The sequence below is a fragment of the Cellulophaga geojensis KL-A genome, assembly GCF_000568425.1.
Lineage (GTDB): Bacteria > Bacteroidota > Bacteroidia > Flavobacteriales > Flavobacteriaceae > Cellulophaga > Cellulophaga lytica.
Genome location: NZ_ARZX01000006.1, coordinates 66,796 through 88,220, shown reverse-complemented (window position 1 = coordinate 88,220; position 21,425 = coordinate 66,796). Strand labels below are relative to the sequence as shown.

Sequence of the window (21,425 nt, the reverse complement as noted above, 5' to 3'; positions counted from 1 at the left end):
TGGTTTATGAATTAAATACTTTTTTATCTTCTACAGGTATGGTAATGTAGATTTTTGTTCCTTCACCAATTTTACTCTCTATATTAACGTTTGCATTAATTTTATTAGCTCTAGAGTAAATATTTTTAAGTCCAATACCTCTTTTTTTCTTTTGGAGGTTAAAACCTACACCATCATCAGATAAAATTACTGATAAATTTGAATTCTTCATACTTAAATCTAATAAAATGTTTTCTGCTTTAGAATATTTTACACAGTTTTGTACACCTTCTTGTATCATTCTATATAGGTTAATTTTAATTTCTGCATTTAAGTAATCCCAATCTATTTTTTTATCAAACGTAAAGCTTGTTTTTATATTTGATGCTTTACTGGTATTGTGTAAAAGTTCTATAATAGAATTTGTAAAGTTTTGCATTTTTTTGGATGATGCAGCACTTAATGTATGTGATATTGTTCTAATTTCTTCTGCTGTTTCTTGTAATTGCTTTATAAGATCTAAACGCTCTGCAATTGCTTCTTCATCTGCTCTTTTATTTGTGGCTTTTAAAATTAAACCTATACCAGTTAAGCTGCCAAGTACACCATCATGTAACTCCTGAGATATGCGTAGTTGCTCTTCTTGTTTGGCTTGTGCAAGTTTTCCTTTTTGATCTAACATTAAGTTAAATGTTTCTAAGTTGGTTTCTTGCTGTTCTTGTTCAAATTTTAATTTCTGATTTTTTATATACTGACTACCAATTATAAAAATAGCAAAAGCCAATAGGAGGGCACCAATTACAAAAGATATTAGAATTTGTTTTTGTTCTTCTAATTCTTCTTTTTCTTCAATTACCTCGTCAGTTTCATATTTAATACGAGTAAATTTATCTTGTATCATACGCTCCTCTGCAATTAAACTATCATTTAAAACAATATATTTATGAGCATAGTTACTTGCATTTATGGGGTCTATAGATGTTAAAATGTCATATGCTTGTAATAATCGTTTATTGTTTTTGTTTGCTAAGGAATACTCTTCAGATTTTTTAGCGTTTTCTAACGCTTTAGAAGTATCCTTTTTTAAAATGTAAAACTCCGCTAAATTATAATGACTAATAGCTAATCCTGTGTTGTCTCCTAAGCTATCTCTAATTTGTAAGGCGCGTATTAATTGTTTTTCTACATTAACTGTATCTTTAATTTTTAACTTAGTATAGGCTAGGTTGTCTAAAACTTTAGCGTAGAATAATGCTTTTTTTTCATACAAACTGTCTACGGCTAACACTTTTTCATAGTTTTCTATTGCATTATCATAATCTTCTTTATCTCTATATACATTAGCAATATTGTTTACTAAGGTTGTATTTATTTTACTTTTAGGTTTAATCTTTTTGTAATATTCTAGTGCTTTATTATAGTACTCTAAAGCTCTATCATGTTCTTTTAGTGCATTAGTAACTGATCCTAAATTGTTGTATGAACTATATAGTTCTAAATCTGAGTCTTCAACATCATCAAATAATTCAATAGCTTTTATGGTAGATATTTCACTACCTCTATAATCTTTTACATGTGATTGTAAAATAGAGAGTGATTGAAGAACTGTACCTTCTTTTTTCTTCTTTTTTTGAAGAGCAAAAATGTTTTGTGCTTTTAAGTAGTAAACGTAACTACTGTCTACTTTTAATTTTTCGTGGAAAAAATATCCCAGATCCCAATAAGCATAAGCTAATAATGTAGAGTCTTTTTGTTTTAGAGATAACTCCATTACTTTTTTATTGGTTTCTCTAAAATTTAAGGAGTCGTCTTGTGTTAAATAAGTGTATGCAAGTGAGTGTAGTTGTCTTCTGTAAACAGAATCCTTTTTATGTTGCAAAAGGTTTGTAGTATCTTTTGTTTTTTGTTGATGCTTTGTAACTTCTACAAGCTGTTGCTTCTCCTTTTTTTGATTACAAGAAAATAGTAATACCGTAATAATAAGTAGCGTATATAATTTTTGCACGTAGATTGGGTTTTTAAATACCCCAAGGTATAAAAAAAGCCTTAAATGTTAAATTTAAGGCTTTAAAATATTTTTATTTTTTTTAAAGTTTTTAGTCTACTGCACCACCACTACCTTTTGGCAATTCAACTTCATCGTCATCAGTACTAACTTCACCACCACTACCTTTTGGCAATTCAACTTCATCATCATCAGTACCAACTTCACCGCCGCTACCTTTTGGAAATTCAACTTCATCATCATCAGTACTAACTTCACCACCGCTACCTTTTGGCAATTCAACTTCATCATCATCAGTAGATACTTCACCGCCGCTACCTTTTGGCAATTCAACTTCATCGTCATCAGTACCAACTTCACCGCCACTACCTTTTGGAAATTCAACTTCATCATCATCAGTAGCATTAATATTTTCATATAAAGCGTCATCAGATGCACTGTCTACATCACAAGAGAATAATAATAGGCTAAAGATAAATAATACAAGTAGGTTAATTAAATTTTTCATAATCATTTTTTTTGGTTAAATATATTTTTATTGCTTTGCTAAAGTATAATTATTTACTGTCTGTATAAGTAAGAAATTATATCTATTAGTGTAAGTCATATATCTGTTAGTGTTTGGGGTGGTTTTGTTAGTTTTTGTTCAATTCTGAGTAGAAATTGTATTTTTGCTTATCTTATTTTTAATAATATCTATTTTTTGTTTGTATGATTTTGAGAATGGTAGTTTAACATCGCTCTTTTTAATAACGCAGACATTTTTACCATAATTAATGCCAGATACATATGTGCTATTTATAATGTAACTTTGATGAATTCTTATAAAGTTTTCAGGTAGTTTGTTTTCAAAAGTCTTAAGAGTTTTAAAGGCGCTTACTTTTTTACCACTATTAAGGTATATATCTGTAGCATTATTGTCTGCTTTAAGGTATAATATATCTGATGTTTCTATGTATTGGTAATCTTTATATGATTGAAGGCATAATGTTGGTGAAGTTTCTTTTTTGGGAGTTTGCTTTCTAATTTTAAAAACAGCTTTTCTAATATCAAACTCATTATATGGTAGCAACCAATAATCAAAAAAACCATTTTTGATTGCCTCATACGCATATTCTTTATTTTTGCTTACACCTATAATTAAAGGAATTTGATTTATGTATTGATGTAAATCTGAAACCATTTGAAAATACTCTAAAGCATTTTTTTGAAGATCTATAAAAATGATGTCGGGACCATACTTAAGTATACTGTTTAATGCAGTATTAGAATTTTCTGAAATATTTACGCACATAAAATCCTTGTACTCTTCTAAATAATACTGAAGCTGTAAATTAGAAGAAGCAGAGTTTCCTATAATTGTATATGAATAATTCATTGCAAATGTTCTCTTGTATAAAATTACATATACATAAGCAATATTGATTATAGGTAAACCTCTAATTTTTTGTGGTTTTAAGTGTTAAAATGTTCGTTTTCTTGCTAATTAGATGTATTATCTTACAAATAGAAAAGAAAATGAATTAGCTTATTGTTTTATCTGTATTTCTAACCTCTATTATTTGTAGTTTATATATAAGATTAGTTTTGATGTGTTTTTAAGGATAGCTGTAGAAGTAAATTAGAAACTAAATTTTTTAGAGGGTACTTTTTTTATATTATCCTTATACGTGTAATTACTTAGTAAGTTATGAGAGCTTTTGTATATAAAGCTGATGTGTATACTTATGAATAAAAAAAAAGGTATCATATTATTTTGTTACTTATTTAAGTTAATAAATAAGGCCATATATAATAAGGTATAAAAGTTGCTAAAATAATAGCATATTAGTCAATAAAAATATTCTTTATTTTTTCAGATACACGAATAGGGCGTAAGCTTTTAGAGTTTAAGAGGCACCATTCTGTTTTAGATTTTAGTATAAGTTTATTGGTTTTTGCATTTTTCATTTCTACAATACGTATAGATATGGCTCCCTCTGATTTTTTTATATAGGTTTTTAATTCAATAACATCATTTAATACCGCAGCAGATTTGTATTCTAAATAGTGAGTGCTAACTACCCACATATGGTTGTCTTGGACCTCTTTACTTGCAGAGGCTTGCCAATGTTCTTTAGATATATCTTGTACCCATTGCAAATACCTGACATTATTAACGTGATTTAAATCATCTAAATCATCCTTAGTTACGGTAATAGTTTTGTGATATACTTTCAAACGTTATTTTTTTATAAGGGCAACTTCAAACATTTTATCCCAGTTTTTACCAGTAACAAAAAACGTTTTTGTTGTAGGGTTGTAAGCAATACCATTTAAAACATCTACATTATCAGTTTTGGTAACTTTATCCTTTAAACCGTTAAAGTTAATTATGCCTTCTACTATACCACTGTTTGGATTTATTATAACTGCTACATCTTGCCCAGATTGCCAAGTATTAGCATAAATTTTTCCATCTACATATTCTAGCTCATTAATTTTAATTAGTTTTTTACTATTTGTGTACACTTCAATAGCACTTTCCTCTATTAAAGTTTCTGCATTTAGTGTCCAAATTTTTTCAGAACCATCACTCTTATATAGTTTTTCACCATCATTACAAAATCCCCAGCCTTCTTTACTTTTTCCGTATGTAAATTGATCTATTTCTTTAAAAGTATCTGCGTTGTAAACAAAACCAATATTACTTTGCCATGTTAAATGGTATATTTTGTTGTCTAAAATAGTAATGCCTTCTCCAAACTGAGTATCCTTTAATTTGTGCTCTTTAAAAATAGTACCAGTTTTATAATCTAACTTTACTAAAACAGATTTTCCTCTTTTACCAGTACTTTCATACAAGGTGTCTTTATAAAACTCCAGACCCTGTGTAAAGTAGTTTGGGTTATGCGGATATTCATTTAAAATTTCATAAGTGTATATACTAGGAGCGGTACTTGCAAACACGGTTATTTTTTTTGAAACTTCTACAACGGTATCATCATCATAGGTAATTTCTGCTGTAACAGTTTTTTTTCCAACTTTTTCTGTTTTTAAGACTAATTTATTGTCTTTAACATCAACTTTTTCACCATCTAAAGTATACGAAACGGCATTAATAGTTTTGTTTTTTTTGTTTTTTACAGTAATATCTACAGTTTCATTTTGATGAAATTTTGCTTTTTTACCGGTTATTTGTATTTCAAATAACTTAGAAGCAGGTGTATTTGCTCCTCCACAAGAAATTAATAATATTGTTATTGCGCTGTAAGTTAAAAACTTAAGTGTTTTCATAATAATGGTATTAGTATTAGCAAGGTATTTAATTAAAATTAGAATGAAAAATGATTGCGAAAAATTTAAAAGATTGTATATTTGCACCCGGCAAGTCCTACACGACCAGCTCCTGCTTAATCCCCCAGGGTGGGAACGCAGCAAGGGTACGCGGTTGAGCGGTGCGATGTAGGTAGCTTGCCTTTTTTTATGCGCTAAATTTAGCAAAGCATAATTTCCACTATCCTTTATTTATTTGTTAATTTGCACTCGTAATTATTTTAATAATATGAGTAATAAAGTAGTCTTAATAACAGGCGGTTCTTCAGGTATAGGTAAATCTATAGGTATTTTTTTAACTGCTAAAGGCTATACTGTGTATGGTACTACACGTGACAAAGCTAAATATCCAAACTTTAATCATTTTAACTTAGTTAACCTAGACGTAAGAAATACAGAAACTATTAATGAAGCTGTATCTTATGTTATAGAGCAAGAAGGTCGTTTAGATGTTTTGGTTAATAATGCTGGTGTTGGTATTACTGGCCCAATAGAAGAAACTCCTAATCAAGAAATTATTAATGCTTTTGACGTTAATTTAAATGGCCCTATTCATGTCATGAAGGCTGTGTTACCGCAGATGAGAAAACAAAAAAACGGACTAATTATAAATATTACCTCTATTGCGGGTTATATGGGCTTGCCTTACAGAGGAATTTACTCTGCAAGTAAAGGAGCTCTGGAGCTTGTTGTAGAGGCAATGCGTATGGAGGTAAAAGATTTTGGTGTGCATATAACAACAGTGGCTCCAGGAGATTTTGCAACAAATATTGCTTCAGGTAGGTATCATGCCCCTCTTTTAGATTCTTCTCCTTATAAAAAACCATATGGTAATACATTAAATGTAATGAACGAGCACGTAGACTCTGGTAATGATCCAATACAGGTTGCAGAAATGGTTTTTAAAATTATGAATACTAAAAAACCTAAAGTGCATTACAGAGTAGGGGCTTTTATGCAGAAATTTTCATTGTTTTTAAAGAAAATTTTACCAGATAAAACATATGAAAAATTATTATTGAATCATTACAAATTGTAGTTTTGTAACAATTGTAAAATAGCAGATTAACTGTAAAACCATATTTACTTAAAACATAATTTTTAAAATAACAAAAGATGAAATTTTTTATTGACACAGCAAATTTGGCACAAATAAAAGAAGCACAAGAATTAGGTGTTTTGGACGGTGTAACAACTAACCCTTCTTTAATGGCCAAAGAGGGCATTACTGGTAAAGACAATATTTTAAAACATTATGTTGATATCTGTAACATTGTAGATGGTGATGTTTCTGCAGAAGTTATAGCTACAGAGTATGAAGCAATGATTAAAGAAGGTACGGAGCTGGCTGAATTGCACGAGCAAATTGTTGTAAAATTACCAATGATTAAAGACGGTGTAAAAGCGTGTAAGTATTTCTCTGATAAAGGAATAAGAACTAATGTAACACTAGTTTTTTCTGCAGGTCAAGCTTTATTAGCTGCTAAGGCAGGTGCAACTTATGTATCTCCTTTTATTGGTAGGTTAGATGATATTTCTACAGACGGTTTAAACTTAATTGCTGAGATTAGACATATATATGATAACTATGCATTTTCTACAGAGATTTTAGCAGCATCTGTTAGACACACAATGCACGTTATAGATTGTGCTAAAATTGGAGCAGATGTAATGACTGGTCCTTTATCTTCTATTGAAGGTTTATTAAAGCACCCTTTAACTGATAGTGGCTTAGCTAAATTTTTAGAAGATTACAAAAAAGGAAACTAGTTTCTAAAACTTTTAAGTATAAAAAAATCCCCTAAAATTATTTTAGGGGATTTTTATTTTTCATACAAGAGCTATATTAACGGTTAAAACTCACCATACATATTAGCAAAAGCATTTTTAATTTTGCCTTCTTTAGTAACAATTGCCCTGTTTAGTTTACCGTTAATTATTAAGGCATTATTTATAGTTTTAAGATTTTTTGCTCTGTACTGTGTATCTTGGTCTAAATTGTTAGACTTAATAATGTTTTCCCAACTTTGTTTGTCTGTTCTTAAACTTATACCAATAAATGTATTTTTATTATTAGGATTATTTTTTAATGTATTTACACGATTAATAATGTTTTTAAAATGCTTACTATTTTCTCCCATCCAAAAGTAAAAAACAACATTTTTTTGGTCTTCACTAATAGCTTTTAATGTTTTTTCTTTTCCGTTAAAACCTTCTAAGCTAATAGCTGGTAAGCTATTGTTTGGCTGTAAACGCTCTATATTTACAAATAATGAGTCTATTTCTGCTATATGTTTATTTTTACCTGCAATTTTATGTAAGCCGGTCATAAACAATTTATTATTCTCGTATGTGTCATCAGAACGTAATAGGTAATTTAAAGCAACGTTTCTTATTAAGTTGTCTTTTAGGTTCTTTTCACCAACCATACTATCTATTAGTTTTAGTTGGTGCTCACTAAAATGTAGCTGATTTACATAATAACTTCCGTTTATTTCACAACCTTCTTTACAATTTATATAAGACATACCACCAAAGTGTTGCTTCATAAAATTATAATATGGAGTAATATAAGTGTAGTTAGAGTTATTATATGTTAAGTCTTTACGGTAAGCATAAAAATCTTCAGGTGGCTGTTTTAATGATTTTTCTTTTAAAGCTCTTCTATGTTTAAAAGGGTACTTTTCTTTGTATAAATATGTAGTGTAATCTATACCTGTTTTTGCTATTGTAACGGCATCATCAGACAAATTTGCATCAACCTTTAAATTATTTAATGCATTTATTTTTATGTCGTGTAAAGAATCTACTTTTTTACTAAACTCATTAGGTTCTAAAATGTACATTTTGTCTAAAATGTTCAATTCTTCATTTTCATGAGTTAAAAACATTTCAAGTAAAAAGTTGTTTATTTCTTGTCCAATACCATCAAAAACTAGAGATTCATCAAAATCTACAGTATTAACTCTAATTAATAAACTATCTCCTTTTTCTAGATAAATGTATTGTACTTCTTTGTGACCAAAATGGTATAGACCCTCTTCAGCCGAAGAATCTAATTCAAAAGCAAACCTGTTATTGTTGTCTAATTTACTAGAGCAAACCTTACGATCATCTTTGTAAAGAACAACACTATCGTTTTTAGGGTTTACAATTTCACCAGCAAAGTATATGTAGGGGGAGTTTTTTTGTTTCTCGCCGCAACTTATTAGTAAAGAAATGGAAAGAAAGAGTAAAAATTTATTCATATAGTAATAGCTAACGTTACACACAAATTTAATGAACCTTAAGGTGTACTATTGTTAATGTGTCGTTAAAAAAAATATTAGAAAGATGAAATACACGGTTTATTGGTTAAAATGTATTGGCATTAGGGGTTTAAATTCACTATTTTTGCACAAATTTTAAAATAAAAATATGCTATCAGTATCTAATTTATCTGTTCAATTTGGAAAAAGAGTCCTTTTTGATGATGTAAACGTAACTTTTACTCAAGGAAATTGTTATGGTATAATTGGTGCCAATGGTGCTGGTAAATCTACCTTTTTAAAAGTGTTATCAGGACAAATAGATCCTACTTCTGGACACGTGCATTTAGAAGCGGGTAAAAGAATGTCTATTTTAGAACAAAACCACAATGCTTATGATGAGTATACGGTACAAGAAACAGTGGTTATGGGTAACAAACCATTGTATAAAATTAAAAAGGAAATTGATGCACTTTATGCAGATTATAATGATGAAAATGCAGACAGAATAGGAGAGTTACAGGTGCTTTTTGAAGAAATGGATGGTTGGAATGCAGATAGTGCTGCAGCTACAATGTTATCTAACTTAGGTATATCAGAGGAGTTTCATTTCTCTTCAATGGCAGATTTAGATTCTAAACTTAAAGTACGTGTTTTATTGGCTCAGGCATTATTTGGTAGTCCAGATGTTTTAATTATGGATGAGCCTACCAACGACTTGGATTATGAAACTATTAACTGGCTAGAGCGCTTTTTAGCAGGTTATGATAATACAGTTATTGTAGTATCACATGATAGACACTTTTTAGATGCAGTTTGTACTTCTATAGGTGATATAGATTTTGGTAAAATAAACTTGTACTCTGGTAACTATACTTTTTGGTATGAGAGTAGTCAACTTGCAGCAAGACAAAGAGCTCAGCAAAATAAAAAGGCAGAAGAAAAAGCAAAAGAACTACAAGAGTTTATTATGCGTTTTAGTGCCAATGTTGCTAAAAGTAAACAGGCTACTTCTAGAAAAAAAATGCTTTCTAAATTAAAGATTGATGACATTAAGCCATCTAGTAGAAGATATCCTGCAATAATTTTTGAAAGAGAAAGAGAGGCGGGAGATCAAATTTTAAATGTAGAAAACCTTTCGGCAACATCTGAAGATGGTGATTTACTATTTAAAAATGTAAATATTAATTTGGCAAAAGGAGATAAGGTTGCTATAATATCTAAAGATTCTAGGGCTAGTACTGCTTTTTATGAAATTATAAATAATAATAAACAAGCTGCTTCTGGTGAGTTTAAATGGGGTGTTACAACATCGCAGTCATATTTACCGGCAGACAACTCAGAATTTTTTAATAAACCAATAAACCTAGTAGATTGGTTGCGCCAATGGGCAAAAACAGAGGAAGAAAGAGAAGAAGTACATATTAGAGGGTTTTTAGGGAAAATGCTTTTTAGTGGAGAAGAAGGACTTAAAAAATGTACTGTATTATCTGGAGGAGAAAAAGTACGTTGTATGTTAAGTAGAATGATGATGCTAAGAGCTAATGTAGTAATGTTAGATGAGCCTACAAACCACTTAGATTTAGAAAGTATTACAGCTTTTAATAACTCTTTAAAAAACTTTAAAGGAACAGTTTTGTTTACAACACACGATCATGAGTTTGCTAACACTGTTGCTAACAGAATTATAGAGTTAACGCCTAATGGAGCTATAGATAGGTACTTAACGTTTGATGAGTATATGTCTGATAAGTCTATAAAAGAACAAAGAGCAAAGTTATACCAATCTTAATAAATTGTTACTTTACCGATAAAATGCACATTTTATAGTTGTGTAGTAATGTAAAAGTTGTATATTGTCGGTGAACTTAAGCCGTTCACCGACAATTAAAATGATATTTACTTTTACATTCGTATGAAATTCCCCCTAATTCATCTAGTAATAGCTATGCTATCTGCAGGCTATTTATCAGCTCAAAACACTTCTGCAACTATTAATAACCAAGGGATGAACCCTAATTTTTCTATTGTAGAAAATACACAGCAGTCACAAACACACAAAACTTTATTAGCGGCTATGCAAGGATCAGATTTAGAAGATTTGTTGCGTAACGATGGCCCTTTTACTGTATTTGCACCTAGTGATAAGGCATTTAGTAAAATGTCTTCTGAGAAATTAACTGAGTTGTTAAAAAGTGAAAATAAAAAGGACTTAACCTCTTTGCTTACATACCATATTATTGCCGGAAAAATATCTGCTTCTAAAATTTTAAAAGCAATGTGCCAAGGAAATGGAGTAGCAACTTACACTACCATACAGGGTAAAAAAATTGTTGCAACTATGAAGGGTACAGATATAATACTTACAGATGCGTTAGGGCACTCTGCTAAAATTACAGCTGCAGATGCAGAACAATGTAATGGTGTTATGCATCTTATAGACAGCGTAATTTTACCAAAGCAGATTTAATTACGTTAATACGTTAACGTAATTCTGCTCCTAATTTTTTCTCGTAGTTATTTCTAAGTTTAGACATAATTTTGTCTATTTGTTTGTCTTTTAGCGTGTCTTTATCATCAGATAATGTAAAGCTTACAGCGTAAGATTTTTTACCTTTTGGTAACTTGTCACCAGTGTAAACATCAAACAAGTTTACTTCTTTTAAAAATTTCTTTTCAGTTTCAAAAGCAATGTCATAAAGATCTTTAAAGTTTACTTTTGTATCTAATAGTAACGCAAAATCTCTTTTAACACTTGGGTACTTGCTAATTTCTTTAAAAACAATTGTGTTTTGCTTGGCTAATTTTATAATATTATCCCAGTTAAAATCTGCAAATAAAACCTCTTGCTTAATGTCAAAATCTGCTGTTATAGATGGTTTAATAACACCAAACTCTACCACAGCTAATTTATTTGCTTTTAGGGATAAACCTTCTTGAAAAACATCGTTCTCTACAGGAGAAGAACTTGTTTTACGAATACCAAGTTTGCTAAACACAGTTTCTATACAAGACTTTAAATAAAAGAAATCTGATTTGTTTTGAGTTGCGTACCAGTTTTCATCTTCTTGTTTACCTGTTAAAAACAGAGACAAGTGTTTGTTCTCTATTCTTTTGTCTAAGTAGTTGTGGTAAGTTTTACCAAATTCAAAAAACTTAAGGTTTAACTTTTTTCTATTAATGTTGTGTGATATTGCCTCTAAACCACTAAATAGCATAGACTGTCTTAGTACAGATAAGTCTGAGCTAAGTGGATTAAGCATTGCCACAGAATTACTATCTTTTAAGTTTTCTGAGTGTTTATTGTAATCTATAGTGGTTAAACTATTAGCCATAATCTCATAAAAACCTTGGCTAGCTAATTGGTTCCCTATTACATTTTGCAATTTGTAATCTTCAAACCTAGATGTTGTAGCTATAGATGCATTAAGTTTTGTTGTAAAGTTTATGTTGTTGTAACCGTAAACTCTAAGTATTTCTTCAATAACATCTACTTGCCTTTGTACATCTACACGGTAAAAAGGAATAGCAAGTCCCATTCCAGATTCAGAAACATTCTTAACTTTAATATCTAAAGATGTTAAAATAGATTTTATGGTTTCTCCTGGTATGTTTTGTCCTATTAATTTGTTTATTTTTTCATAGGTTAAAAACACTTCGTGGTCTTCAACTCTTTTTGGATAAAGCTCTACAATGTCAGATGTTATGTCACCCCCTGCAATTTCTTTAATTAATGATGCAGCTCTGCGTAGCGCATACTCAACATTTTGTATATCTATGCCTCTTTCAAACCTAAAAGAAGCATCAGTATTTAAACCGTGTCTTTTTGCAGTTTTTCGTACAGACACCGGATTAAAGTAAGCACTTTCTAAAAATATTGCTGTAGTATTTTCTGTAACACCAGAATCTTTTCCTCCTAAAATACCAGCTATACATAGTGGTTTTTCTTCGTCACAAATCATTAAGTCTTCTTCGTGTAGTTCTCTTTCTACATCATCTAAAGTTGTAAACTTAGTACCAGCAGCAACTGTTTTAACTTCTATTTTGTGACCTTTAATTTTATTAGCATCAAAAGCATGTAGTGGTTGCCCTAATTCATGTAAAACATAATTTGTAGCATCTACAACATTGTTTTTAGGTGTTAATCCTATAGAGCGTAATCTATTTTTTAACCAATCTGGAGAATCTTTAATCTCTAAATTACTAATTGTAACACCGCAATACCTTGGTGCTAGTTCGTTATTATCTACATCTACAGTAACTTTTAATGATCTATTTTCTACATTAAAGTTTGTTACAGGAGGTGTAATTAATTCTTTTTTAATTTCTTGTTGAATTAAACCGGCTCTTAAATCTCTTGCAACACCAAAATGGCTCATTGCATCTGCACGGTTAGGAGTTAAGCCTATTTCAAAAACAGTATCTAACTCAACCTCAAATATATCTGCACAAGGTGTGCCAGGTGTTAAGTCATCTGCTAAAACCATAATGCCTTCATGGCTTTGTCCTAAACCAAGTTCATCCTCGGCGCAAATCATTCCGTGACTTTCTTCACCACGTATTTTTCCTTTTTTTATTTTCCAGGCTTCACCCTCAGCAGTATATAAAGTAGTGCCAATAGTTGCTACTGGTACTTTTTGCCCTTTGTCTACGTTAGGAGCACCACAAACTATTTGTACAGGAGCATCTGCTCCAATATCTACAGTTGTTAATTTAAGTTTATCTGCGTTAGGGTGTTTTACACAAGTTAATACGTGCCCTACCACAATACCTTTTAGTCCGCCTTTAACACTTTCAAATTCAGAAATGCCTTCTACTTCTAAACCTAAATCTGTTAATAATTCTGCTGTTTTATCAGCTTCCCAATCAATATGTAAAAACTGTTTTAACCAGTTGTAAGATATTTTCATTTTAAAAATTTAAAACCCCAAAGATAGGACAATGAATATAGACATTCAACACATATTTACATCAATTGCCTTTTTTTATTGTAAGCTTTTCAATTATATTACGATTTTTACAAAAACCGCTTTATTATGAAGAAATTAGGGATTTTATTTATTATTTCAATTTTTGTTATTTCTTGTTCAGAACCCAAAAAAATAACACTGCAAAAGGGCAATTGGTTAGCAAAATTGCAAGTACAAGATAATAAAGACCTACCTTTTTCTTTTTTTATAGATTATAATGACCAGAACGAAATTGAAATACAGGTTTTTAATGCTGAAGAAGTAATTACTGTAGATGAAATTGTAGTAAAAAATGACTCTTTAACTATTAAAATGCCTGTTTTTGAAGGGTATTTAAAGGGGGAATTTACACCTCATAAAATTACAGGCAATTTTGTAAAAGAGAGTTTAGATAGGGTAGTGCCCTTTACAGCTATATATACTAATAATATTTTAGAACGATTTGCAACCACCAATTCTCCAAAAGTAAATGTAACAGGTATTTGGGAAACTGTTTTTAGTCCTAATACAAATGAGAGTTACATAGCTAAAGGTATTTTTAAGCAGGTTGATGCTAAGGTAACAGGTACTTTTAGAACTACAACAGGAGATTATAGGTATTTAGAAGGTGTAGTAGATGGCGATTCTTTAAAGCTTTCAACTTTTGATGGTGCACACGCATTTTTATTTACAGCTAAAGCTACAGATTCTGTTTTAGAAGGGACTTTTTATTCTGGTAATCATTTTAAAGAGCCTTTTATTGCAAAAAGAAATAAAAGTTATGAATTGCCTGCGGATACTTCACTTACATATTTAAATGAGGGATATAAAAAATTAGATTTTTCATTTCCTGATGAAAATAATAATTTAATTTCTTTAACAGATGCAGCGTATAAAAACAAAGTGGTAATTGTACAAATTATGGGTACTTGGTGTCCTAATTGTTTAGATGAAACAAAATTTTTAACCGAGTTTTTAACTGAGCACAAGAATAAAGATTTAGAGATAATTTCTTTAGCATTTGAGTATGCTAAAACTAAGGAAAGTGCTTTTAACAAAATAAGAAGGTTAAAAGAAAAAGTAAATGTGCCTTACCCAATTTTACTTGCTCAATATGGGAACTCTAGCAAGCAGCAAGCGCAGCAAAAATTACCTATGTTAAACCATATTTTATCGTACCCAACAACCATATTAATAGATAGAAATGGAGATGTGCGTAAAATACATACAGGTTTTAATGGTCCTGCTACAGGAGAAAAGTATAAAGAATTTAAAACCGATTTTACAAATACAATAAATAGACTATTAAAAGAAAAATCTACTAAATAATAGTAGATTTTCCTAAGCCTATGTTTTCATTGTTTAAATGTAAATACTCATCTGTATCTACAATGCTATTAGCAATATAGTCACCCACATAATCTGTTCCTAAAGTGCTGTCTGCATTTAAGTCTGGTGTAACTACGTTGTTTAGTATTGCGTTTTCTACAGCCATATGTATAGCTTGTGCCTCTTCAATTAAACCGTGATGTTCTAGCAACATTGCAGCAGACAAAATTGCTGCTATAGGGTTAGCAATATCTAAACCGGTTGCTTGCGGAAAAGACCCGTGTATAGGTTCAAACATTGCGTTGTCTGCGCCTACAGATGCAGAAGCAAGTAAACCAATAGAACCTGTAATAACACTAGCCTCATCAGAAATAATGTCACCAAACATATTATTGGTTAAAATAACATCAAACTGTGATGGGTTTAAAATCATTTGCATAGCAGCATTATCAACAAATAAAAAGTCTAACTCTATTTCTGGGTAACTTTCACCTATTCTTGTAACTACTTTGCGCCATAATCTAGATGACTCTAGTACATTTGCTTTGTCTACAAGTGTTACTTTTTTTCTTCTGCTTTTAGCAGCTTTAAATGCTAAATGTGCAATTCTGCTTATTTCCTTTTCAGAATACTCACATAGGTCAGAAGCTACTGTTCCTTTTTCATTTATTTTTTTCTCTCCAAAATAAATGCCGCCAGTTAACTCTCTGTAAATAGTAAAATCTACTCCAGAAACAATTTCTTTTTTTAGTGGAGACCTATCTATTAAACTTTGGTATACACGTACAGGTCTAATGTTGCTAAATAAACCTAATTCTTTTCTAAGTTTAAGTAAACCTTGCTCTGGACGTACTTTAGCATTAGGATCATTGTCGTATTTTGGGTCGCCAATAGCGCCAAATAAAACAGCATCAGAATTTTTACAAAGTTCCAAGGTTTCATCTGGTAATGGGGTACCAGTTTGGTCTATGGCAGTAGCACCAACTAAAGCAGGGGAAAAGGTGAAATGGTGATTAAAAGTAGTCTCTACAGATTGTAGACATTTAACTGCTTGTGCAAGAACCTCTGGTCCTATACCATCACCGCTAAGAAGAGCTATTTTTAAGTTCATAATTATACCGTTGTTTCTATTTCTATTTTACAGACACTTATTATTTCGTGTATGTCTTCATCAACTACTTCTTTCTTTCTATCAGCATAGTTTAAAAACTCAGTATAAACAACATCTAATTGTGTTTTAGTAAGTTCATAACCTATATTTTTTGCTCTATATGCTAAAGCAGCTCTACCGCTACGTGCAGTAAGTACTATAGAAGATTCGTTAACACCAACATCTGCAGGGTCTATAATTTCGTACGTTTCTCTATTTTTAATTACTCCGTCTTGGTGTATACCAGAACTATGAGCAAAAGCATTTGCACCAACAATAGCTTTGTTAGGTTGTACAGGCATTCCCATTTTGTTAGAAACCATTAAACTGGTGTCATACAATAACTTGCTGTTAATGTCTGTATCTAAGTTAAGGTTAGGGTGTTGTCTTAAAATCATAACAACTTCTTCTAAAGAAGTGTTACCGGCACGTTCTCCAATACCGTTTATTGTACATTCTATTTGCCTTGCACCATTCATAACACCGGCAATAGAGTTGGCAGTCGCTAAGCCTAAATCGTTATGGCAATGGCAAGATAAAATAGCCTTGTGTATACCTTCTACATTTTCGTATAAGTATTTCATTTTTGCACCATATTCTTCAGGTAAACAATATCCTGTGGTGTCTGGTATATTTAATACAGTTGCACCAGCTTTTACAACAGCAGAGCATACTTTTGCTAAAAACTCATTGTCTGTTCTACCAGCATCTTCTGCATAAAACTCTACATCTTCTACAAATGTTTTTGCATATTTTACTGCTGCTACAGCTCGTTCTATAATTTGCTCTTTATTAGAGTTAAATTTGTGTTTAATATGAGATTCAGATGTGCCAATCCCTGTATGTATTCTTGGTCTTTTAGCATATTTTACAGCTTCAGCAGCAACTTCTATATCTTTTTTCACTGCCCTTGTTAATCCACAAACTGTTGCATTTTTAACTAATTTAGATATTTCCATTACAGAATTAAAATCTCCTGGACTAGATATAGGGAAACCAGCTTCAATAACATCTACTCCCAATAAGTCTAAACGCTCTGCTATTATTAGCTTTTGCTTAGCGTCTAACTTACATCCTGGGACTTGCTCTCCGTCTCTTAACGTGGTGTCAAATATTTGAACTTTATCTTTACTCATTTTATTTATTTAATTTTGGGCTGCTATACGAATATATAGTCCTTTATTATTAATATTGAATCAACAAAAAAACATTTACAACGTTTAAGTGGTTTTTGTAAATATTAATTATTTGATAATCAGTTATTTAAATTGAATTTTTTACGATGACAACTCCTCATAAAGATGCCTTGTTTGTATTGGTAAAGTCGCTTTCTAAGTCAGAAAAGCGACAGTTTAAGTTGTATGTAGGTCGCTTAGGAGTTAACACAGATGCAAAATTTTTGTCTCTTTTTAATCTTTTAGATAAGGCTAAAACATATAATGAAAAAGTAATTTTAGATAGTGGTATAGTTAAAAAAGCACAACTATCTAACCTTAAAGCACACCTTTACAAACAAATTTTAGTTAGTTTAAGGTTAAACCCTGTAAACCAAAATATACGTGTACAAATTAGAGAGCAACTAGATTTTGCAACTATTTTATATCAAAAAGGGCTGTATAAGCAAAGCTTAAAGCTTTTAGATAAAGTAAAAGGCATAGCAATAGAAAACGAAGAAAAAAATATTGCTTATGAAATTGTTGAGTTAGAAAAAATTATAGAAACTCAATACATAACGCGTAGTATACCAGACAGGGCTAATGAGCTTGCTATACAAGCTAAAGAATTATCTGCACATAATGCAATGACAAGTAAACTTAGTAACTTGTCTCTGCAGTTGTACGGTATGATGTTAAAAGTGGGTTATGTACGTAGTGATGAAGATTTAAAGAAAGTGAAAACATACTTTAATGATCATTTACCTATTTACAATATTGAAGATTTAGGTTTTAGAGAAAAACTGTGGTTATACAAGGCTTATTTGTGGTACAGTTTTTTAACACAAGATTTTTTATCTTGTTACAAATATGCTAACAAATGGGTAGATCTTTTTTATGACAATAAAGAAATGATTTACCTAAATCCTGTTTTCTTTCTAAAGGGAAATCATTACTTATTAGAGTCATTATTTTATGTAAAATACAGCACTCAATTTAAAGCTACATTAACAAAAATGGAAGCTATGATAGAGAGTAAGAGTTTTCCAAAAAACGATAATATTTCTTCGTTAGCATTTTTGTATTTGAATTCAAATAAATTAAATCAGCACTTTTTAGAGGGTACTTTTGAAAAAGGCTTGTATTTGGTGCGTATTGTGGAGTACGGTATAAATAAGCATAAAGACCGTATAGACCAGCATCATATTATGCTTTTATACTACAAATGCGCTTGTTTGTATTTTGGTATAGGAGATAATAAAATGTGTATACAATACTTGAAAAAGATAATTAATAACAAAAATTTAAAAATGAGAGAAGATTTAATGTGCTTTTCTCGAGTATTAAGTTTAGTTGCGCATTATGAAGCAGGTATGGATTACCATTTAGAAGTACAACTTAAAAGCACCTATAAGTTTTTAATTAAAATGAATGATATGCACGCTGTGCAAAAGGAGATGATAAAATTTCTTAGAAACTTACGAGATATTTATCCTACAGATTTGCGCAACGAATTTAAAAAATTGCATACCGAGCTAAAGAAGTATGAAAATCATCCATACGAAAAAAGAGCCTTTTTGTATTTAGATATTATTTCTTGGTTAGAGAGTCATTTATATAACAAACCAGTTGGAGAAATTGTACGAGAAAAAGCTAAAAAATTAACACGATAAATTAAGAGCAAGCATCCCAAATAGGATCTTTAGGTAAAGGAGCTGTGATTTCTAATGGCTCCTTTTTTACAGGGTGAATAAAAGAAAGTTTACGAGCGTGTAAATGTATACCGCCATCAGTATTACTACGATTAAATCCGTATTTTAAATCGCCTTTAATTGGGCATCCTATACCAGATAATTGTGATCTAATTTGATGATGTCTTCCTGTTTGTAAATTTATTTCTAGCAAGTAATAATTATCTAACTTTTTAAGTATTGTATAGTCTAAAATGGCTTTTTTACTATCAGGTACTTCTTTTATGTTAGCGTAAGACTTGTTTTGTTTGGTGTTACGTTTTAGGTAATGTACAAGAGTATCATTATTTTTTTTGGGCTGCTGTTTTACAACAGCCCAATATGTTTTTTTAGCATCTTTTTCTGCAAATAGTTTATTTAAACGAGGTAATGCTTTAGATGTTTTTGCAAAAACTACAATACCTGTAGTGGGCCTATCTAACCTATGTGCAACGCCAAGGTATACATTGCCCGGTTTATTATATTTTTCTTTTATATACGCTTTTACAATATCACTTAGTGGGGCATCACCCGTTTTGTCTCCTTGTACAATGTCTCCAACACGCTTATTAATAGCAATAATGTGGTTGTCTTCATACAATACCTGAAGATTTTGAGGAGTAGAAACTTCTTTTTTTTGCAAAATAGATTGTTATTTAAAAAAATGTAAGAGCAAAAACTTTTTAGTATTGCTCCTCTTCATTAGGGAAGTCTTTAGTTTTTACATCATCTACGTATTGCGAAATTGCAGAACCCATTTCTTCATACAAATTCATATAACGCCTTAAAAAACGAGGGTTAAATTCCTTTGTCATACCTAAAAGATCATGTATAACTAATACTTGCCCATCTACATCACCACCAGCACCAATACCAATTACAGGTATAGTTAAACTTTCTGCAACTTCTTTAGCAAGTGTAGCTGGTATTTTTTCTAAAACAATAGCAAAACACCCTAATTTTTGAAGTAATAAAGCATCTTCTTTAAGCTTTTTAGCTTCTGCTTCTTCTTTAGCTCTTACTGTATATGTGCCAAATTTGTATATAGATTGTGGTGTTAACCCTAAATGTCCCATAACTGGTATGCCAGCGTTAAGTATGCGTTTTACAGAATCTTTAATTTCTATACCTCCTTCTACTTTTATAGCGTGTGCACCACTTTCTTTCATAATACGTATTGCAGAACGCAGAGCTTCTTTTGGGTCACTCTGGTAACTACCAAAAGGAATATCAACAACAACTAAACATCTGTTAATAGCTCTTATTACAGAAGAAGCGTGGTATATCATTTGGTCTAATGTAATAGGTAAAGTAGTTTCATGACCAGCCATAACATTACTGGCAGAATCACCAACTAAAATTACATCTACATTAGCGTCATCTATAATTTTAGCCATAGAGTAATCATAGGCAGTAAGCATAGAAATGCGTTCTCCGTTTTTCTTCATATCTACGAGCGACTTAACGGTTACTCGTTTGTATTCTTTTTTGGCAACTGACATTGTAAGTTTTATTTAGTTTAGATGGGTTAAAATTATGAAAAAAGATTAAGAATTACTGTGTTTATCAAACTTAAGAATGTGATATATTTTTTATAAATTGATAAAAATTAATATGATGAAAAATATTTTACTCACATTTGCAATCTTATTTAGTGCTTTTGTATCTGCACAAGCTAACGAAGTTGATGTTAAAAATACAATAAACTTGTTTTTTGACGCTTTTCATAAGCAAGATTCGGTGCAATTAAAAGCGGTAGCTACTAACACTGTTATATTACAAACTATAGGAGCAGATAAAGATGGTAATACAGTTGTAAAAACAGAGAGTTATTCAGATTTTATAAAAAACATTGTAAGTATACCTGAAGAAGTAAATTTTAAAGAAAAGTTAACTTCATATACCATTAAGATAGATGGAGATATGGCCAATGCTTGGACAGAGTATGAATTTTGGCTAAATGGAAAATTTAGTCACTGTGGTGTAAATTCTTTTCAGTTATTTAAGGATAATGGTGAGTGGAAAATTATTTATTTAATAGATACAAGACGTAAAAAAGGGTGTAATTAATGTTAAGTTATTACATCATTTTCTCTTTTAAACTGTTCTCTTTGTTCCCCCTTAAGTTGTAACTGTTGTTCTATTTTATTTTTTGTTGGTCTTAAAAATAAAAAGTAAACAATAATAGCTACGGTAATGGCTAGGTAAAGTAAGTTGCTTTTAAATAAAGAAAATAGTAAACAAATAAAAGCTGCACCTTCTATAAAAGCGTATTTAAACAATAGAGCAGATTGGTAAACGTCTAGTTTTTGTTTTAATGATTTTTTATTTAAAACAGGTTCTATCTTCTTTTTAAAAACATAGTTGCCTAAAAAAATACCTGTAATAGCTACAAGCGGTACTAGTACAATATAAATACTGTTGGTTGGTATGTTAAATTCCCATTTTTGTTGTTGATAATACATAACAGCTGTAAAAAATATTAAACCAACAGAAAAGGCAATGTGCATTACAGACATTACCTTTAAAAATCCTTTAAATGTTAGTGAGTTTCTGTCCTCCATAG

19 protein-coding genes and 1 other RNA gene are annotated in these 21,425 nt (G+C 30.6%); 8 read left to right on the top strand and 12 right to left on the bottom strand.

All coding sequences use genetic code 11. The features are described from left to right. Positions 1-4 precede the first annotated feature (4 nt). The 5 genes from KLA_RS06690 to KLA_RS06670 form a co-directional block, all read right to left on the bottom strand. Positions 5-1,984 carry a sensor histidine kinase gene (locus KLA_RS06690; protein ID WP_034644644.1) on the bottom strand — a complete coding sequence of 660 codons (1,980 nt, stop codon included), beginning with the start codon at positions 1,982-1,984 and terminating at the stop codon, positions 5-7. 91 nt (positions 1,985-2,075) lie between these two features. After that, the gene (locus KLA_RS06685) at positions 2,076-2,492 is read right to left on the bottom strand and encodes a hypothetical protein (RefSeq protein ID WP_034644643.1); all 417 of its coding nucleotides are present in this window, start codon (positions 2,490-2,492) and stop codon (positions 2,076-2,078) included. Between the two features lie 138 nt (positions 2,493-2,630). Then, on the bottom strand, positions 2,631-3,362 hold the full coding sequence (locus KLA_RS06680; protein WP_013622221.1) for a LytR/AlgR family response regulator transcription factor: 732 nt from the start codon (positions 3,360-3,362) through the stop codon (positions 2,631-2,633). Positions 3,363-3,811: 449 nt separating this feature from the next. Further along, the gene (locus tag KLA_RS06675; protein ID WP_013622222.1) at positions 3,812-4,204 is read right to left on the bottom strand and encodes an acyl-CoA thioesterase; all 393 of its coding nucleotides are present in this window, start codon (positions 4,202-4,204) and stop codon (positions 3,812-3,814) included. A gap of 3 nt (positions 4,205-4,207) precedes the next feature. Continuing rightward, positions 4,208-5,260 (bottom strand): glutaminyl-peptide cyclotransferase, encoded by a 1,053-nt coding sequence (locus KLA_RS06670; RefSeq protein ID WP_013622223.1) that lies wholly within the window; start codon positions 5,258-5,260, stop codon positions 4,208-4,210. Between the two features lie 88 nt (positions 5,261-5,348). Here KLA_RS06670 and ffs point away from each other — a divergent pair. The 3 genes from ffs to fsa all read left to right on the top strand — a co-directional run bounded on the left by ffs (position 5,349) and on the right by fsa (position 7,069). Continuing rightward, positions 5,349-5,446: signal recognition particle sRNA small type (gene ffs / locus KLA_RS17805), an RNA gene on the top strand. Between the two features lie 82 nt (positions 5,447-5,528). Then, complete coding sequence (locus tag KLA_RS06665) at positions 5,529-6,338, top strand: SDR family oxidoreductase (protein ID WP_013622224.1); 810 nt, start codon at positions 5,529-5,531, stop codon at positions 6,336-6,338. Positions 6,339-6,415: 77 nt separating this feature from the next. Beyond that, positions 6,416-7,069, top strand: a complete 654-nt coding sequence (gene fsa / locus KLA_RS06660; RefSeq protein WP_013622225.1) for a fructose-6-phosphate aldolase — start codon at positions 6,416-6,418, stop codon at positions 7,067-7,069. Between the two features lie 83 nt (positions 7,070-7,152). Here fsa and KLA_RS06655 read toward each other — a convergent pair whose 3' ends face one another. Next, positions 7,153-8,547, bottom strand: coding sequence for a hypothetical protein (locus tag KLA_RS06655; RefSeq protein ID WP_034644642.1), 1,395 nt, complete (start codon positions 8,545-8,547; stop codon positions 7,153-7,155). A 169-nt stretch (positions 8,548-8,716) separates the two neighbouring features. Between KLA_RS06655 and KLA_RS06650 the strand changes: the two genes are divergently transcribed. Both KLA_RS06650 and KLA_RS06645 read left to right on the top strand, forming a co-directional pair. Then, complete coding sequence (locus tag KLA_RS06650) at positions 8,717-10,339, top strand: ABC-F family ATP-binding cassette domain-containing protein (RefSeq protein WP_013622227.1); 1,623 nt, start codon at positions 8,717-8,719, stop codon at positions 10,337-10,339. A gap of 123 nt (positions 10,340-10,462) precedes the next feature. Further along, the gene (locus tag KLA_RS06645) at positions 10,463-11,017 is read left to right on the top strand and encodes a fasciclin domain-containing protein (protein ID WP_034644641.1); all 555 of its coding nucleotides are present in this window, start codon (positions 10,463-10,465) and stop codon (positions 11,015-11,017) included. A 13-nt stretch (positions 11,018-11,030) separates the two neighbouring features. Here the strand turns inward: KLA_RS06645 and pheT are convergent, their stop codons facing one another. Beyond that, complete coding sequence (gene pheT, locus KLA_RS06640; RefSeq protein ID WP_013622229.1) at positions 11,031-13,457, bottom strand: phenylalanine--tRNA ligase subunit beta; 2,427 nt, start codon at positions 13,455-13,457, stop codon at positions 11,031-11,033. Between the two features lie 126 nt (positions 13,458-13,583). On the opposite strand from pheT, the gene KLA_RS06635 reads away from it, so the two are divergent. Continuing rightward, complete coding sequence (locus tag KLA_RS06635) at positions 13,584-14,825, top strand: peroxiredoxin family protein (protein ID WP_034644640.1); 1,242 nt, start codon at positions 13,584-13,586, stop codon at positions 14,823-14,825. Here KLA_RS06635 and leuB read toward each other — a convergent pair. Both leuB and KLA_RS06625 read right to left on the bottom strand, forming a co-directional pair. Next, positions 14,818-15,936 (bottom strand): 3-isopropylmalate dehydrogenase, encoded by a 1,119-nt coding sequence (gene leuB, locus KLA_RS06630; protein ID WP_013622231.1) that lies wholly within the window; start codon positions 15,934-15,936, stop codon positions 14,818-14,820. The two genes, KLA_RS06635 and leuB, sit on opposite strands and share 8 nt — an antisense overlap. A gap of 2 nt (positions 15,937-15,938) precedes the next feature. Next, a complete protein-coding gene (locus tag KLA_RS06625; RefSeq protein WP_013622232.1) occupies positions 15,939-17,111 on the bottom strand; it encodes a 2-isopropylmalate synthase in 1,173 nt (390 codons plus the stop codon). A gap of 146 nt (positions 17,112-17,257) precedes the next feature. Between KLA_RS06625 and KLA_RS06620 the strand changes: the two genes are divergently transcribed. After that, entirely contained in the window at positions 17,258-18,802 is a 1,545-nt protein-coding gene (locus KLA_RS06620) for a hypothetical protein (protein WP_034644639.1), read from the top strand. 1 nt (position 18,803) lies between these two features. On the opposite strand, the gene KLA_RS06615 is transcribed toward KLA_RS06620, so the two are convergent. Both KLA_RS06615 and panB read right to left on the bottom strand, forming a co-directional pair. Continuing rightward, complete coding sequence (locus KLA_RS06615; protein ID WP_034644638.1) at positions 18,804-19,502, bottom strand: RluA family pseudouridine synthase; 699 nt, start codon at positions 19,500-19,502, stop codon at positions 18,804-18,806. A gap of 40 nt (positions 19,503-19,542) precedes the next feature. After that, positions 19,543-20,361: a 3-methyl-2-oxobutanoate hydroxymethyltransferase gene (gene panB / locus KLA_RS06610; protein WP_013622235.1), complete on the bottom strand. Its 819-nt coding sequence runs from the start codon at positions 20,359-20,361 to the stop codon at positions 19,543-19,545. A gap of 115 nt (positions 20,362-20,476) precedes the next feature. Between panB and KLA_RS06605 the strand changes: the two genes are divergently transcribed. After that, entirely contained in the window at positions 20,477-20,929 is a 453-nt protein-coding gene (locus tag KLA_RS06605) for a hypothetical protein (RefSeq protein ID WP_013622236.1), read from the top strand. Positions 20,930-20,931: 2 nt separating this feature from the next. Here the strand turns inward: KLA_RS06605 and KLA_RS06600 are convergent, their stop codons facing one another. Then, entirely contained in the window at positions 20,932-21,423 is a 492-nt protein-coding gene (locus KLA_RS06600; RefSeq protein WP_013622237.1) for a hypothetical protein, read from the bottom strand. Between the last annotated feature and the right edge of the window lie 2 nt (positions 21,424-21,425).